The organism is Streptococcus sp. 2154 (assembly GCF_013277255.1).
In the GTDB taxonomy this organism is placed as follows: Bacteria; Bacillota; Bacilli; order Lactobacillales; family Streptococcaceae; genus Streptococcus; species Streptococcus pseudopneumoniae.
Genome location: NZ_VMMK01000021.1, coordinates 26,440 through 41,726 on the forward strand (window position 1 = coordinate 26,440; position 15,287 = coordinate 41,726).

13 protein-coding genes are annotated in these 15,287 nt (G+C 40.2%); all 13 read left to right on the plus strand.

Annotated features, from left to right (window positions below; genetic code table 11):
• Window positions 1-41: 41 nt before the first annotated feature.
• The 13 genes from HT693_RS03260 (at window position 42) to metK (ending at window position 15,115) form a co-directional block, all read left to right on the plus strand.
• Window positions 42-1,202, plus strand: a complete 1,161-nt coding sequence (locus HT693_RS03260; RefSeq protein WP_172924822.1) for an ABC transporter substrate-binding protein — start codon at window positions 42-44, stop codon at window positions 1,200-1,202.
• 115 nt (window positions 1,203-1,317) lie between these two features.
• Complete coding sequence (locus tag HT693_RS03265) at window positions 1,318-2,187, plus strand: branched-chain amino acid ABC transporter permease (RefSeq protein ID WP_000941421.1); 870 nt, start codon at window positions 1,318-1,320, stop codon at window positions 2,185-2,187.
• Window positions 2,188-2,190: 3 nt separating this feature from the next.
• Window positions 2,191-3,147 carry a branched-chain amino acid ABC transporter permease gene (locus HT693_RS03270; RefSeq protein WP_000662286.1) on the plus strand — a complete coding sequence of 319 codons (957 nt, stop codon included), beginning with the start codon at window positions 2,191-2,193 and terminating at the stop codon, window positions 3,145-3,147.
• A complete protein-coding gene (locus HT693_RS03275) occupies window positions 3,147-3,911 on the plus strand; it encodes an ABC transporter ATP-binding protein (protein ID WP_172924824.1) in 765 nt (254 codons plus the stop codon). The genes HT693_RS03270 and HT693_RS03275 overlap by 1 nt, the downstream gene beginning before the upstream one ends.
• On the plus strand, window positions 3,911-4,621 hold the full coding sequence (locus tag HT693_RS03280; RefSeq protein WP_000062200.1) for an ABC transporter ATP-binding protein: 711 nt from the start codon (window positions 3,911-3,913) through the stop codon (window positions 4,619-4,621). The genes HT693_RS03275 and HT693_RS03280 overlap by 1 nt, the downstream gene beginning before the upstream one ends.
• A gap of 411 nt (window positions 4,622-5,032) precedes the next feature.
• Window positions 5,033-5,689 carry a CBS domain-containing protein gene (locus tag HT693_RS03285; protein WP_000268659.1) on the plus strand — a complete coding sequence of 219 codons (657 nt, stop codon included), beginning with the start codon at window positions 5,033-5,035 and terminating at the stop codon, window positions 5,687-5,689.
• Window positions 5,690-5,796: 107 nt separating this feature from the next.
• Window positions 5,797-6,892, plus strand: a protein-coding gene (gene prfB, locus HT693_RS03290) for a peptide chain release factor 2 (protein WP_100127798.1) whose coding sequence is annotated in 2 segments (ribosomal slippage) — window positions 5,797-5,868 and window positions 5,870-6,892 — 1,095 coding nt in all. Because the reading frame shifts where the segments join, the coding sequence is not laid out codon by codon here.
• 17 nt (window positions 6,893-6,909) lie between these two features.
• A complete protein-coding gene (gene ftsE / locus HT693_RS03295; RefSeq protein ID WP_000022265.1) occupies window positions 6,910-7,602 on the plus strand; it encodes a cell division ATP-binding protein FtsE in 693 nt (230 codons plus the stop codon).
• A complete protein-coding gene (gene ftsX / locus HT693_RS03300; protein WP_000625541.1) occupies window positions 7,595-8,521 on the plus strand; it encodes a permease-like cell division protein FtsX in 927 nt (308 codons plus the stop codon). The genes ftsE and ftsX overlap by 8 nt, the downstream gene beginning before the upstream one ends.
• 405 nt (window positions 8,522-8,926) lie before the next feature.
• Window positions 8,927-11,107, plus strand: a complete 2,181-nt coding sequence (locus tag HT693_RS03305; protein WP_172924826.1) for a PTS transporter subunit IIBC — start codon at window positions 8,927-8,929, stop codon at window positions 11,105-11,107.
• Window positions 11,108-11,158: 51 nt separating this feature from the next.
• Window positions 11,159-11,974: an endonuclease/exonuclease/phosphatase family protein gene (locus HT693_RS03310; protein WP_000670821.1), complete on the plus strand. Its 816-nt coding sequence runs from the start codon at window positions 11,159-11,161 to the stop codon at window positions 11,972-11,974.
• A 245-nt stretch (window positions 11,975-12,219) separates the two neighbouring features.
• Window positions 12,220-13,563, plus strand: a complete 1,344-nt coding sequence (locus HT693_RS03315) for a DEAD/DEAH box helicase (protein WP_138705130.1) — start codon at window positions 12,220-12,222, stop codon at window positions 13,561-13,563.
• A gap of 361 nt (window positions 13,564-13,924) precedes the next feature.
• On the plus strand, window positions 13,925-15,115 hold the full coding sequence (gene metK / locus HT693_RS03320; RefSeq protein ID WP_138700168.1) for a methionine adenosyltransferase: 1,191 nt from the start codon (window positions 13,925-13,927) through the stop codon (window positions 15,113-15,115).
• The last annotated feature ends 172 nt before the right edge of the window (window positions 15,116-15,287 follow it).

A 15,287-nucleotide genomic window follows, 5' to 3' on the forward strand; every position in this document is an offset into this window, starting at 1 on the left:
CTTAACATGCTATTTATTTAAGAAATAAGGAGACAAAAAAGATGAAGAAAAAATTTGCCCTATCGTTTGTGGCTCTTGCAAGTGTAGCACTTCTTGCAGCCTGTGGAGAAGTGAAGTCTGGAGCGTCAAACGCTGCTGGTAACTCAGTAGATGAAAAGACAATCAAAATCGGATTTAACTTTGAAGAAACTGGTGCCGTAGCAGCCTACGGAACATCTGAACAAAAAGGTGCCCAACTTGCTGTTGATGAAATCAATGCAGCAGGTGGTATCGATGGAAAACAAATCGAAGTAGTCGATAAAGATAACAAGTCTGAAACAGCTGAGGCGGCTTCAGTAACAACTAACCTTGTAACCCAATCTAAAGTATCAGCAATCGTAGGACCTGCGACATCTGGTGCAACTGCAGCTGCGGTAGCGAACGCTACAAAAGCAGGTGTTCCATTGATCTCACCAAGTGCGACTCAAGATGGATTGACTAAAGGTCAAGATTACCTCTTTATCGGAACTTTCCAAGATAGCTTCCAAGGAAAAATTATCTCAAACTATGTTTCTGATAAATTGCAAGCTAAGAAAGTTGTTCTTTACACTGACAATGCCAGCGACTATGCTAAAGGGATTGCTAAATCTTTCCGCGAATCATACAAGGGCGAGATCGTTGCAGATGAAACTTTTGTAGCAGGTGACACAGACTTCCAAGCAGCCCTTACAAAAATGAAAGGAAAAGACTTTGATGCTATCATCGTCCCTGGTTACTACACTGAAGCTGGTAAAATTGTAAACCAAGCGCGTGGTATGGGAATTGACAAACCAATCGTTGGTGGTGATGGATTCAACGGTGAAGAGTTTGTACAACAAGCAACTGCTGAAAAAGCATCAAACATCTACTTTATCTCAGGCTTCTCAACTACTGTAGAAGTTTCAGCTAAAGCAAAAGCCTTCCTTGACGCATACCGTGCTAAGTACAATGAAGAGCCTTCAACATTTGCAGCCTTGGCTTATGACTCAGTTCACCTTGTAGCAAATGCAGCAAAAGGTGCTAAAAACTCTGGTGAAATCAAGGATAACCTTGCTAAAACAAAAGATTTTGAAGGTGTAACTGGTCAAACAAGCTTCGATGCAGACCACAACACAGTCAAAACTGCTTACATGATGACCATGAACAATGGTAAGGTTGAAGCAGCAGAAGTTGTAAAACCATAATAGAAAATGTTGAAATAGGGAATGAGACTCGGACTCACTCCCTGTTTCGATGTTTAAGAACCTATCAAAAAGTGAGGGGCAACCCTCAAAATTATAAATAGAAAGAGTGAATCTTATGCTCCAACAACTAGTAAATGGTTTGATTCTAGGTAGTGTTTATGCGCTGTTAGCCCTAGGATATACCATGGTTTACGGAATTATCAAGCTCATCAACTTCGCCCACGGTGATATTTATATGATGGGAGCCTTTATCGGTTATTTCTTGATTAATTCTTTCCAAATGAATTTCTTTGTAGCGCTTATTGTAGCTATGCTGGCGACAGCTATTCTTGGTGTCGTGATTGAGTTCCTTGCTTACCGACCTTTGCGTCACTCTACTCGTATTGCTGTTTTGATTACAGCTATTGGGGTTTCTTTCTTATTGGAGTATGGCATGGTCTATCTGGTTGGTGCCAATACCCGTGCCTTCCCTCAAGCGATTCAAACAGTTCGCTATGATTTGGGTCCAATTAGTCTAACAAACGTGCAGTTAATGATTTTGGCCATTTCCTTGATTTTGATGATTTTGTTACAGGTTATTGTCCAAAAGACCAAGATGGGGAAAGCCATGCGTGCTGTATCTGTAGATAGCGATGCAGCGCAATTGATGGGGATCAATGTAAACCGTACTATCAGCTTTACCTTTGCTTTAGGTTCAGCTCTTGCAGGTGCGGCTGGTGTTCTGATTGCCCTCTATTATAACTCTCTTGAACCTTTGATGGGGGTTACTCCAGGTCTTAAGTCTTTCGTTGCCGCAGTACTTGGTGGTATCGGGATTATTCCTGGTGCAGCGCTTGGTGGATTTGTAATTGGTCTATTAGAAACCTTTGCGACAGCCTTTGGGATGTCAGACTTCCGTGATGCCATTGTTTATGGAATCTTGTTGTTGATCTTGATTGTCCGCCCAGCTGGTATCCTTGGTAAAAATGTGAAAGAGAAGGTGTAAACGATGAAGGAAAATTTAAAAGTTAATATTCTATGGTTACTCCTTTTGTTAGCTGGCTATGGCTTGATTAGTGTACTGGTTTCAGTCGGAGTACTCAACCTATTCTATGTTCAGATTTTACAACAGATTGGAATTAATATTATTCTGGCTGTTGGTCTCAACTTAATCGTTGGTTTTTCAGGACAATTTTCACTTGGTCATGCTGGTTTCATGGCGATTGGTGCCTATGCAGCAGCTATTATTGGTTCTAAATCACCAACCTATGGTGCCTTCTTTGGAGCTATGCTGATAGGGGCTTTACTTTCAGGAGCAGTTGCCTTACTTGTCGGGATTCCAACCTTGCGCTTGAAGGGGGACTATCTTGCGGTAGCGACTCTAGGTGTTTCTGAAATTATCCGTATCTTTATCATCAATGGCGGAAGCCTTACAAATGGTGCGGCAGGTATCTTGGGAATTCCAAACTTTACAACTTGGCAAATGGTTTACTTCTTTGTTGTGATTACAACCATTGCAACCTTGAACTTCTTGCGTAGTCCAATTGGTCGTTCAACCCTCTCTGTTCGTGAAGATGAAATCGCTGCAGAGTCAGTTGGGGTTAATACAACTAAAATTAAAATCATTGCCTTTGTCTTTGGTGCCATTACTGCAAGTATTGCAGGGTCACTTCAGGCAGGATTTATCGGTTCAGTTGTACCGAAAGATTACACTTTTATCAACTCAATCAACGTTTTGATCATTGTTGTATTTGGTGGACTTGGTTCCATTACAGGTGCCATTGTTTCAGCTATTGTTCTTGGAATTTTGAATATGCTTCTCCAAGATGTTGCCAGCGTGCGTATGATTATTTATGCTTTAGCCTTGGTATTGGTAATGATTTTCAGACCAGGTGGACTACTTGGGACATGGGAATTGAGTCTATCACGTTTCTTTAAAAAATCTAAGAAGGAGGAACAAAACTAATGGCATTACTTGAAGTAAAACAGTTAACCAAACATTTTGGCGGTCTAACAGCTGTTGGAGATGTGACTCTTGAATTGAACGAAGGGGAATTGGTTGGACTAATTGGTCCTAACGGAGCTGGTAAAACAACCCTTTTCAACCTTTTGACCGGTGTTTATGAACCAAGTGAGGGCACAGTAACCTTAGATGGTCACCTTTTAAATGGGAAGGCACCTTATAAGATTGCTTCTTTGGGACTTGGACGTACTTTCCAAAATATCCGTCTCTTTAAAGATTTAACCGTTTTGGACAATGTTTTGATTGCCTTTGGCAATCATCACAAACAACATGTTTTTGCTAGTTTCTTACGCTTACCAGCTTTTTACAAGAGTGAAAAAGAATTAAAGGCTAAAGCCTTGGAATTGCTTAAAATCTTTGATTTAGATGGTGATGCAGAAACTCTTGCTAAAAACCTCGCCTACGGACAACAACGTTGTTTGGAAATTGTTCGTGCCCTTGCTACGGAACCTAAAATTCTCTTTTTAGATGAACCAGCCGCAGGTATGAACCCGCAGGAAACAGCTGAATTAACTGAGTTAATTCGTCGTATCAAAGATGAATTTAAGATTACGATCATGCTGATTGAACACGATATGAATCTGGTCATGGAAGTAACAGAACGTATCTACGTACTTGAATATGGTCGTTTGATTGCTCAAGGAACTCCAGATGAAATTAAGACCAATAAACGCGTTATCGAAGCTTATCTAGGAGGTGAAGCCTAATGTCTATGTTAAAAGTTGATAATCTTTCTGTGCATTATGGTATGATTCAAGCAGTCCGTGATGTAAGCTTTGAAGTGAATGAAGGAGAAGTTGTTTCCCTTATCGGTGCCAATGGTGCTGGTAAGACAACCATTCTCCGTACCTTGTCTGGTTTAGTTCGACCAAGTTCAGGAAAGATTGAATTTTTAGGTCAAGAAATCCAAAAAATGCCAGCTCAGAAAATCGTGGCAGGTGGTCTTTCACAAGTTCCAGAAGGACGCCACGTCTTTCCTGGCTTGACTGTTATGGAAAATCTTGAAATGGGAGCTTTCTTAAAGAAAAATCGTGAAGAAAATCAAGCTAACTTGAAGAAGGTTTTCTCACGCTTTCCTCGTCTTGAAGAACGGAAGAACCAAGATGCAGCTACTCTTTCAGGAGGGGAACAACAAATGCTTGCCATGGGACGCGCTCTTATGTCAACACCAAAACTTCTTCTTTTAGATGAACCATCAATGGGACTTGCCCCAATCTTCATCCAAGAGATTTTTGATATCATTCAAGATATTCAGAAGCAAGGAACAACCGTCCTCTTGATTGAACAAAATGCCAATAAAGCACTCGCAATCTCTGACCGAGGTTATGTACTGGAAACAGGAAAAATCGTCCTATCAGGAACAGGAAAAGAACTCGCCTCATCAGAAGAAGTCAGAAAAGCATATCTGGGTGGCTAAACTAGTCTGGGAGACTAGTTTAGGTTGTAGATAAAGATTGCGAAGCAATCATCCGAATCCGGGGGATTGTTTTAGTCGGCAGATAAAGATTACGAAGTAATCATCATTATAGTCCTGGGGACCTTTTTAGTCGCTGAATAGAGATTGCGAAGCAATCATCCGAATCCGAGGGATTGTTTTAGTCGGCATATTTAGATTGCAAACAAATCTACATCTACACTGAAAGATAAATTTCTAATAATTGAAAAAATCGAATGAAACGTATCTTACCTTCATTCACAGAGCTCGATTTCAGAGCTCTTTTTGCTAGGTTATTCATACTTTTCTGAATTTTGAAAAAGAAATGTAAGCGTTTGATAGATTTGCAAAAAGATTGTATAATAGGGATAAGAATAGAAAAGGAGAAGTCTCATGGCAGTTAAAGATTTTATGACCCGCAAGGTAGTTTATATTAGTCCAGATACAACAGTATCTCATGCAGCAGATTTGATGAGAGAGCAAGGGTTGCACCGCTTGCCTGTTATCGAAAATGATCAATTGGTTGGTTTGGTAACTGAGGGAACCATTGCCCAAGCTAGTCCATCCAAGGCAACAAGTCTTTCTATCTATGAGATGAATTATCTTCTAAATAAGACAAAAGTAAAAGATGTCATGATTCGCGATGTTGTCACTGTCTCTGGCTATGCGAGTCTAGAAGATGCAACTTATCTGATGTTGAAAAACAAGATTGGTATTCTTCCTGTCGTAGATAACCATCAAGTCTATGGGGTTATTACGGACCGTGACGTTTTCCAAGCCTTTCTTGAAATTGCTGGTTATGGTGAAGAAGGAATTCGTGTGCGCTTTGTTACAGAAGATGAAGTCGGTGTCCTCGGAAAGATTGTTTCTTTGATTGCAGAAGAAAATTTGAATATCTCTCATACAGTCAATATTCCGCGTAAGGATGGTAAGGTGATTATCGAAGTTCAAATCGATGGATCAATTGATTTACCAGCCTTGAAAGAAAAATTTGAAGCAAATGGTATTCAAGTGGAAGAAATCACTCGCACTTCAGCAAAAGTCTTGTAAAAAGGGAAGCCGAAAGGCTTCTTTTTTCATAAAAAAGGGATTATAGCAAAAGATGGAAAGAAATGATAAAATATGCTATAATGAAATGATGTAAAAAAGGAGTATTTATGGACATTTCAGTAATCCGTCAAAAAATTGACGCAAATCGTGAAAAATTAGCTTCTTTCAGGGGGTCTCTTTGACCTCGAAGGGCTAGAGGAAGAGATTGCCATCTTGGAAAACAAGATGACAGAACCTGATTTTTGGAATGATAATATTGCGGCCCAAAAAACGTCGCAAGAATTAAATGAATTAAAAAACACCTATAACACCTTCCACAAAATGGAAGAGTTGCAGGATGAAGTCGAAATTTTATTGGACTTTTTAGCTGAAGACGAGTCAGTTCAAGAAGAACTGGTAGAGCAGTTAGCCGAACTTGATAAGATGATGACCAGCTATGAGATGACTCTACTCTTGTCAGAACCTTATGACCACAACAATGCCATCTTGGAAATCCATCCAGGTTCTGGTGGTACTGAGGCTCAGGACTGGGGTGATATGTTGCTTCGTATGTATACTCGTTATGGTAATGCTAAAGGCTTTAAAGTGGAAGTATTGGATTACCAAGCAGGGGATGAAGCTGGTATCAAGTCAGTAACCTTATCATTTGAAGGGCCTAATGCCTATGGTCTTCTCAAGTCAGAAATGGGGGTACACCGTTTGGTGCGAATTTCACCATTTGACTCTGCCAAACGTCGCCATACATCTTTCACATCCGTAGAAGTGATGCCTGAGTTGGACGATACCATTGAAGTGGAAATCCGGGAAGATGACATCAAGATGGATACCTTCCGTTCAGGTGGTGCCGGTGGACAAAATGTCAATAAGGTTTCAACAGGTGTACGTTTAACCCACATTCCAACTGGAATTGTTGTTCAATCAACAGTGGATCGTACCCAGTATGGAAATAGAGATCGTGCCATGAAGATGTTGCAGGCTAAGCTCTATCAAATGGAGCAAGAAAAGAAAGCTGCGGAGGTAGATTCCCTCAAGGGTGAGAAAAAAGAAATCACATGGGGAAGCCAAATCCGTTCTTATGTCTTCACTCCTTATACTATGGTAAAAGATCACCGAACTAGCTTTGAGGTTGCTCAGGTAGATAAGGTTATGGACGGAGACCTAGATGGTTTTATCGATGCCTATCTCAAGTGGCGAATCAGCTAAGATAGAAAGGAACTCACATGTCAATCATTGAAATGAGAGATGTCGTTAAAAAATACGACAACGGAACGACTGCCCTACGCGGTGTTTCGGTCAGCGTTCAACCGGGGGAATTTGCTTACATCGTAGGACCTTCAGGAGCAGGGAAGTCAACCTTTATTCGTTCTCTGTATCGTGAAGTAAAAATCGATAAAGGAAGCCTATCAGTTGCTGGTTTTAATCTGGTTAAGATCAAAAAGAAAGATGTCCCGCTTCTACGTCGTAGTGTTGGGGTTGTCTTCCAGGATTATAAATTGTTACCAAAGAAAACTGTCTATGAAAATATTGCTTACGCTATGGAAGTAATCGGGGAAAATCGCCGTAATATCAAAAAACGTGTGATGGAAGTTTTAGACTTGGTTGGGTTGAAGCACAAGGTTCGTTCTTTCCCAAATGAGCTCTCAGGTGGGGAGCAACAGCGGATTGCGATTGCACGTGCCATTGTAAATAATCCCAAAGTATTGATAGCCGATGAACCAACAGGAAACTTGGATCCGGATAATTCATGGGAAATTATGAATCTCTTGGAACGGATTAACCTACAAGGGACAACTATTTTGATGGCGACTCATAATAGCCAGATTGTAAATACCTTGCGCCACCGTGTCATTGCCATTGAAAATGGCCGTGTCGTTCGTGACGAATCAAAAGGAGAGTATGGATACGATGATTAGTAGATTTTTTCGCCATTTATTTGAAGCCTTAAAAAGTTTGAAACGAAATGGTTGGATGACAGTAGCTGCTGTCAGTTCAGTCATGATTACTTTGACCTTGGTGGCAATATTTGCATCTGTTATTTTTAATACAGCGAAACTAGCTACAGATATTGAAAATAATGTCCGTGTAGTAGTTTATATCCGAAAGGATGTGGAAGATAACAGTCAGACAATTGAAAAAGAAGGTCAAACTGTTACAAATAATGACTACCACAAGGTATATGATTCTTTGAAGAACATGTCTACGGTTAAGAGTGTTACCTTTTCAAGTAAAGAAGAACAATATGAAAAGTTAACCGAGACAATGGGAGATAACTGGAAAATCTTTGAAGGAGATGCCAATCCTCTCTATGATGCCTATATTGTAGAGGCAAATACTCCAAATGATGTAAAAACTATAGCCGAAGATGCTAAAAAAATTGAAGGTGTCTCTGAGGTTCAAGATGGCGGTGCCAATACAGAAAGACTCTTCAAGTTAGCTTCATTTATCCGTGTTTGGGGACTAGGGATTGCTGCCTTGTTAATTTTTGTCGCAGTTTTCTTGATTTCAAATACCATTCGTATTACTATTATTTCCCGCAGTCGCGAAATTCAAATCATGCGCTTGGTCGGAGCTAAAAACAGTTATATTCGTGGACCGTTCTTGTTAGAAGGAGCCTTTATCGGTTTATTGGGAGCTATCGCACCATCTGTTTTGGTCTTTATTGTTTATCAAATGGTTTACCAATCTGTTAACAAATCGTTGGTAGGACAAAATCTATCTATGATTAGTCCAGATTTATTTAGTCCGTTGATGATTGCCCTACTATTTGTGATTGGAATTTTTATTGGTTCACTGGGATCAGGAATATCCATGCGTCGATTCTTGAAAATTTAGGTAAAATAATTACTTTTATGAGGAGGTTGTAAAATCTCCTTTTTTGCTACAAGAGTTTTTGAAAAGGGACTTCTAATACTCAATGAAAATCAAAGATCAAACTAGGTAGCTCGCCACAGGATACTCAAAATACTGTTTTGAGGNNACGAAGTCAGTTACATATATACGGTAAGGCGGCGCTGACGTGGTTTGAAGAGATTTTCGAAGAGTATAAAGAAGTCGCTCGGAGAAGACTTCTTGATGGCTAACTTGAACTTGAAATTTGGCACCTAGAAAATTTTTGAAAAAAGAGGATTTTTTTGAATAAAAGCCTTTACAAAAAAAATTAAAGTGGTATAATTAAATCATAAAAGGTGCAAACGTTTTCGTAAAACGTTTGCCTGAATAAAAATAAAGGAGATTTGAATGATGAAAGATACATTCAAAAATGTCTTGTCTTTCGAATTTTGGCAAAAATTCGGTAAGGCTTTGATGGTGGTTATCGCGGTTATGCCGGCTGCTGGTTTGATGATTTCAATCGGTAAGTCTATCGTGATGATTAACCCTAACTTTGCTCCACTCGTTATTACTGGTGGTGTCCTAGAGCAAATCGGTTGGGGGGTTATCGTTAACCTTCATATCTTGTTTGCCCTCGCTATTGGAGGAAGCTGGGCTAAGGAACGTGCTGGTGGTGCGTTTGCGGCAGGTCTTGCCTTTATCCTAATCAACCGTATCACTGGTACAATCTTTGGTGTATCAGGAGACATGTTGAAGAATCCAGAAGCTATGGTAACAACTCTCTTTGGTGGATCAATCAAAGTTGCTGATTACTTCATTAGTGTTATGGAAGCTCCAGCACTTAACATGGGTGTATTCGTAGGGATTATTTCTGGTTTTATTGGAGCAACTGCTTACAATAAATACTATAACTTCCGTAAGCTTCCTGATGCACTTTCATTCTTTAACGGAAAACGTTTTGTACCATTTGTAGTTATTCTTCGTTCAGTAATTGCTGCAATTCTACTTTCAGCTTTCTGGCCACTTGTGCAAACTGGTATCAATAGCTTTGGTATTTGGATTGCCAACTCACAAGAAACTGCACCAATCCTTGCACCATTCTTGTATGGTACTTTGGAACGTTTGCTCTTGCCATTTGGTCTTCACCATATGTTGACTATCCCAATGAACTACACAGCTCTTGGTGGTACTTATGACATTTTAACTGGTGCAGCTAAAGGTACTCAAGTATTCGGTCAAGACCCACTATGGCTTGCATGGGTAACAGACCTTGTAAACCTCAAAGGTACAGATGCAAGTCACTACCAACAATTGTTAGATACTGTTCACCCAGCTCGTTTTAAAGTTGGACAAATGATCGGTTCATTCGGTATCTTGATGGGTGTGATCGTGGCTATCTACCGTAATGTCGATGCTGACAAGAAACACAAATATAAAGGTATGATGATTGCGACAGCTCTTGCAACATTCTTGACAGGGGTTACTGAACCAATCGAATACATGTTCATGTTCGTTGCAACACCTATGTATCTTGTTTACTCACTTGTTCAAGGTGCTGCCTTCGCTATGGCTGACGTTGTAAACCTACGTATGCACTCATTCGGTTCAATCGAGTTCTTGACTCGTACACCTATTGCAATCAGTGCTGGTATCGGTATGGATATCATTAACTTCGTTTGGGTAACTGTTCTCTTTGCCGTAATCATGTATTTTATCGCAAACTTCATGATTCAAAAATTCAACTACGCAACTTCAGGGCGTAACGGAAACTACGAAACTGCTGAAGGTTCAGAAGAATCTAGTAGCGAAGTGAAAGTTGCAGCAGGCTCTCAAGCTGTAAACATCATCAACCTTCTTGGTGGACGTGCAAATATCGTTGATGTTGACGCATGTATGACTCGTCTTCGTGTAACTGTTAAAGATGCAGATAAAGTAGGAAATGTAGAGCAATGGAAAGCAGAAGGAGCTATGGGTCTTGTCATGAAAGGACAAGGGGTTCAAGCTATCTACGGACCAAAAGCTGACGTATTGAAATCTGATATCCAAGATATCCTTGATTCAGGTGAAATCATTCCTGAAACTCTTCCAAGCCAAATGACTGAAGCACAACAAAACACTGTTCACTTCAAAGGTCTTACTGAGGAAGTTTACTCAGTAGCAGACGGTCAAGTTGTTGCTTTGGAACAAGTAAAAGATCCAGTATTTGCTCAAAAAATGATGGGTGATGGATTTGCAGTAGAACCTGCAAATGGAAACATTGTATCTCCAGTTTCAGGTACTGTATCAAGCATCTTCCCAACAAAACATGCTCTTGGTATTGTGACTGAATCAGGTCTTGAAGTATTGGTTCACATTGGTTTGGACACAGTAAGTCTTGAAGGTAAACCATTTACAGTTCATGTTGCTGAAGGACAAAAAGTTGCAGCAGGAGATCTCCTTGTCACAGCTGACTTGGATGCTATCCGTGCAGCAGGACGTGAAACTTCAACAGTAGTTGTCTTCACAAATGGTGATGCAATTAAATCAGTTAAATTAGAAAAAACAGGTTCTCTTGCAGCTAAAACAGCAGTTGCTAAAGTAGAATTGTAATATACTTGAGGTTGGAAGCTGTATTCCAACCTCTTATTTTGGGAGAAAAGAATGAAATTTTTAACACTCAATACTCATAGTTGGATGGAAAAAGAAGCTGAGGAAAAATTCCAGATTTTGCTTGAGGATATTCTTGAAAAAGACTATGATTTGATTTGTTTCCAAGAAATCAATCAGGAGATCACTTCGCCAGAGGTGGAGGTTAATGACCTTTATCAAGCTTTGCCAGCAGCTGAGCCTATTCACCAAGATCACTATGTTAGACTCTTGGTTGAAAAGTTGTCTGAGCAAGGGAAAAATTACTACTGGACTTGGGCCTATAACCATATCGGTTATGATCGCTACCATGAAGGTGTAGCTATCTTGTCTAAAAAACCTATTGAAGCCAGAGAAATTTTGGTTTCAGATGTGGATGATCCAACAGACTATCATACTCGTCGTGTTGCCTTGGCTGAAACTGTAGTTGATGGTAAGGAGCTTGCAGTTGCAAGTGTCCACCTTTCTTGGTGGGATAAAGGTTTCCAAGAAGAATGGGCACGATTTGAGAATGTCTTGAAAGAATTGAACAAGCCACTTTTACTAGCTGGAGATTTCAACAACCCAGCTGGACAGGAAGGCTACCAAGCTATTTTGGCTAGTCCATTAGGCTTACAAGACGCTTTTGAAGTTGCTCAAGAGAAAAGCGGTAGCTATACCGTTCCACCAGAAATTGATGGCTGGAAAGGGAACACTGAACCCCTTCGAATCGATTATGTCTTTACTACCAAAGAGTTAGCGGTGGAAAATTTACATGTCGTATTTGATGGTAACAAGAGTCCACAAGTCAGTGATCACTATGGCTTGAGTGCTATTTTAAACTGGAAATAATAACTGATACTCTTCGAAAATCTCTTCAAACCACGTCAACGTCGCCTTGCCGTACTCAAGTACAGCCTGCGGCTAGTTTCCTAGTTTGATCTTTGATTTTCATTGAGTATGAAAAGAGGTTGGAACCATGAAATTCTAGCCTTTTTATTATTAGAGAAGCTACTGGAAATAGCCTAAATAAGTGAGACTACTGTAATGGAATAAAATATGGTATAATTGATAAGATAGATAGAATAGAGGATATTATGTCATTTACGAAATTTCAATTTAAAAACTATATTAGAGAGGCCTTGGAGGAGTTAAAATTTACAGCTCCAACAGAGGTGCAAGACAAATTGATTCCTATTGTTTTGGCAGGTAGAGATTTGGTTGGAGAATCAAAAACAGGTTCAGGTAAGACTCACACTTTCTTGTTACCGATTTTCCAGCAATTAGATGAAGCTAGCGATAGTGTACAGGCAGTGATTACTGCACCGAGTCGTGAGTTGGCTACTCAAATTTACCAAGCAGCCCGTCAGATTGCTGCCCACTCAGACGTGGAAGTTCGTGTGGTTAATTATGTGGGTGGTACGGATAAGGCTCGTCAGATTGAGAAATTGGCAAGCAATCAGCCTCATATTGTTATTGGAACACCAGGCCGTATTTACGACTTGGTTAAATCCGGTGATTTGGCTATTCACAAGGCCAAGACCTTTGTTGTTGATGAAGCAGACATGACCTTGGATATGGGATTCTTGGAAACTGTTGATAAGATTGCTGGCAGTCTTTCAAAAGACTTGCAATTCATGGTCTTCTCAGCGACTATTCCGCAAAAACTGCAACCATTCTTGAAAAAATACTTATCAAATCCAGTTATGGAGAAAATCAAGACCAAAACGATCATTTCTGATACCATTGATAATTGGTTGATTTCTACTAAGGGACGTGATAAGAATGCTCAAATTTACCAGTTGACTCAGTTGATGCAACCGTATTTGGCAATGATTTTTGTTAACACTAAAACGCGTGCTGATGAATTGCATTCTTACCTGACTGCTCAAGGCTTGAAGGTGGCAAAAATTCATGGGGATATTGCCCCTCGTGAGCGCAAGCGTATCATGAATCAGGTGAAAAATCTGGATTTTGAGTACATTGTCGCAACAGACTTGGCAGCGCGTGGGATTGACATTGAAGGTGTCAGCCATGTCATCAATGATGCCATTCCGCAAGATTTGTCCTTCTTTGTTCATCGAGTTGGTCGTACTGGAAGAAATGGCCTACCAGGCACAGCCATTACCCTTTATCAGCCAAGTGATGACTCGGATATCCGTGAGTTGGAGAAATTGGGAATCAAGTTTACTCCTAAGATGGTCAAAGATGGAGAATTCCAAGATACCTATGACCGTGATCGTCGTGCCAACCGTGAGAAAAAACAAGATAAACTTGATATCGAAATGATTGGTTTGGTTAAAAAGAAAAAGAAAAAAGTCAAACCGGGTTATAAGAAGAAAATTCAATGGGCGGTTGATGAAAAGCGCCGTAAAACCAAGCGTGCTGAAAATCGCGCTCGCGATCGTGCAGAGCGTAAAGCAAAACGCCAAACATTTTAATAGTAATTGTTGGAGTACTGAGCTCCAACTTTTTGCTTTATGAGAACGAACTATCTAAACCGAAACACTACATTAAAGACTGCAAATTGTGTTTAAAAATGGTATAATGATAAAGTTATATAGTCCCGATAAGATGGTAGGTATTTATTACGAAGAGTTTGTGACTCGCAAAGACTGACGGCTCCAAGGTCGCTCGTCTTTCTACGGTTGCCGCCATACTGAGGTCACCCTATGCGCCTTACTAGCTTCATAAATAAAAAAGTATCGTTTTTATTTCTTTCGCGTCGTAACTCTTAGATAATGGAAATACCTATCAGTACTTTGTAACTCTATAACACTATTTTTAAGGGGGGACATTTTTATGTCAGAACGTAAATTATTCACGTCTGAATCTGTATCTGAGGGACATCCAGATAAGATTGCAGACCAAATTTCAGATGCGATTTTGGATGCTATTTTAGCAGAGGATCCAGAAGCTCACGTTGCTGCTGAGACAGCTGTCTATACTGGTTCCGTCCATGTTTTTGGTGAAATTTCTACAAATGCTTATGTGGATATTAACCGTGTGGTTCGTGATACCATTGCAGAGATTGGCTACACCAATACAGAGTATGGTTTTTCTGCTGAGACTGTAGGAGTACACCCATCTTTGGTGGAACAATCTCCTGACATCGCCCAAGGTGTTAACGAAGCCTTGGAGGTTCGTGGAAATGCAGATCAAGATCCACTTGACTTAATTGGTGCTGGAGACCAAGGTCTCATGTTTGGATTTGCTGTGGATGAAACAGAAGAGCTCATGCCATTGCCAATTTCACTCAGCCACAAGTTAGTTCGTCGTTTAGCAGATCTTCGTAAATCTGGGGAAATCAGCTATCTTCGCCCAGATGCTAAATCACAAGTTACAGTTGAGTATGATGAAAATGACCGTCCAGTACGTGTGGACACAGTCGTTATTTCTACTCAGCACGACCCAGAAGTCAGCAACGAACAAATTCACAATGATGTGATTAACAAGGTTATCAAAGAAGTTATTCCAGCCTCTTACTTGGATGCGCAAACAAAATTCTTCATCAATCCTACTGGTCGTTTTGTAATCGGTGGGCCTCAAGGGGACTCAGGTTTGACTGGTCGTAAGATCATCGTAGATACTTATGGTGGCTACTCTCGTCATGGTGGTGGTGCCTTCTCTGGTAAGGATGCGACTAAGGTGGACCGTTCTGCCTCATATGCAGCTCGTTATATTGCCAAGAATATCGTTGCAGCAGGCCTTGCTAAGAAGGCAGAAGTGCAGTTAGCCTATGCTATCGGTGTTGCCCAGCCTGTTTCTGTCCGTATCGATACCTTTGGTACAGGAGCAGTAGCTGAAAGTAAGCTTGAAAAAGCAGCTCGTCAAATCTTTGATCTTCGCCCTGCAGGAATTATACAAATGCTGGATCTTAAACGTCCAATCTACCGTCAAACAGCAGCTTATGGACACATGGGACGTACAGATATTGATCTTCCATGGGAACGTTTGGACAAGGTAGATGCTTTAAAAGAAGTAGTAAAATAAATGAATTGAAGAAAGAGGGACCTCCCTCTCTTTTTTATAGTTTTTAACTATACTGGGATACTGTTCTGAAAATCCATTTTGCGAAAGTAGAGATTTACATGTATTTCTTTAAAAATGCCAAAGGTTGAGATTTCTCCTCGTAATAGATAATCATGGAGATATTTCAATCCAA

What these genes read in the sequence shown, in the direction of transcription:
- HT693_RS03305 (WP_172924826.1), top strand. Translation starts at nt 8,927, where the DNA reads ATGATGAAAGATACATTCAAAAATGTCTTGTCTTTCGAATTTTGGCAA.
- HT693_RS03275 (WP_172924824.1), top strand. Translation starts at nt 3,147, where the DNA reads ATGGCATTACTTGAAGTAAAACAGTTAACCAAACATTTTGGCGGTCTA.
- HT693_RS03260 (WP_172924822.1), top strand. Translation starts at nt 42, where the DNA reads ATGAAGAAAAAATTTGCCCTATCGTTTGTGGCTCTTGCAAGTGTAGCA.
- HT693_RS03270 (WP_000662286.1), top strand. Translation starts at nt 2,191, where the DNA reads ATGAAGGAAAATTTAAAAGTTAATATTCTATGGTTACTCCTTTTGTTA.
- ftsE (WP_000022265.1), top strand. Translation starts at nt 6,910, where the DNA reads ATGTCAATCATTGAAATGAGAGATGTCGTTAAAAAATACGACAACGGA.
- HT693_RS03285 (WP_000268659.1), top strand. Translation starts at nt 5,033, where the DNA reads ATGGCAGTTAAAGATTTTATGACCCGCAAGGTAGTTTATATTAGTCCA.
- ftsX (WP_000625541.1), top strand. Translation starts at nt 7,595, where the DNA reads ATGATTAGTAGATTTTTTCGCCATTTATTTGAAGCCTTAAAAAGTTTG.
- HT693_RS03280 (WP_000062200.1), top strand. Translation starts at nt 3,911, where the DNA reads ATGTCTATGTTAAAAGTTGATAATCTTTCTGTGCATTATGGTATGATT.
- HT693_RS03265 (WP_000941421.1), top strand. Translation starts at nt 1,318, where the DNA reads ATGCTCCAACAACTAGTAAATGGTTTGATTCTAGGTAGTGTTTATGCG.
- HT693_RS03310 (WP_000670821.1), top strand. Translation starts at nt 11,159, where the DNA reads ATGAAATTTTTAACACTCAATACTCATAGTTGGATGGAAAAAGAAGCT.
- metK (WP_138700168.1), top strand. Translation starts at nt 13,925, where the DNA reads ATGTCAGAACGTAAATTATTCACGTCTGAATCTGTATCTGAGGGACAT.
- HT693_RS03315 (WP_138705130.1), top strand. Translation starts at nt 12,220, where the DNA reads ATGTCATTTACGAAATTTCAATTTAAAAACTATATTAGAGAGGCCTTG.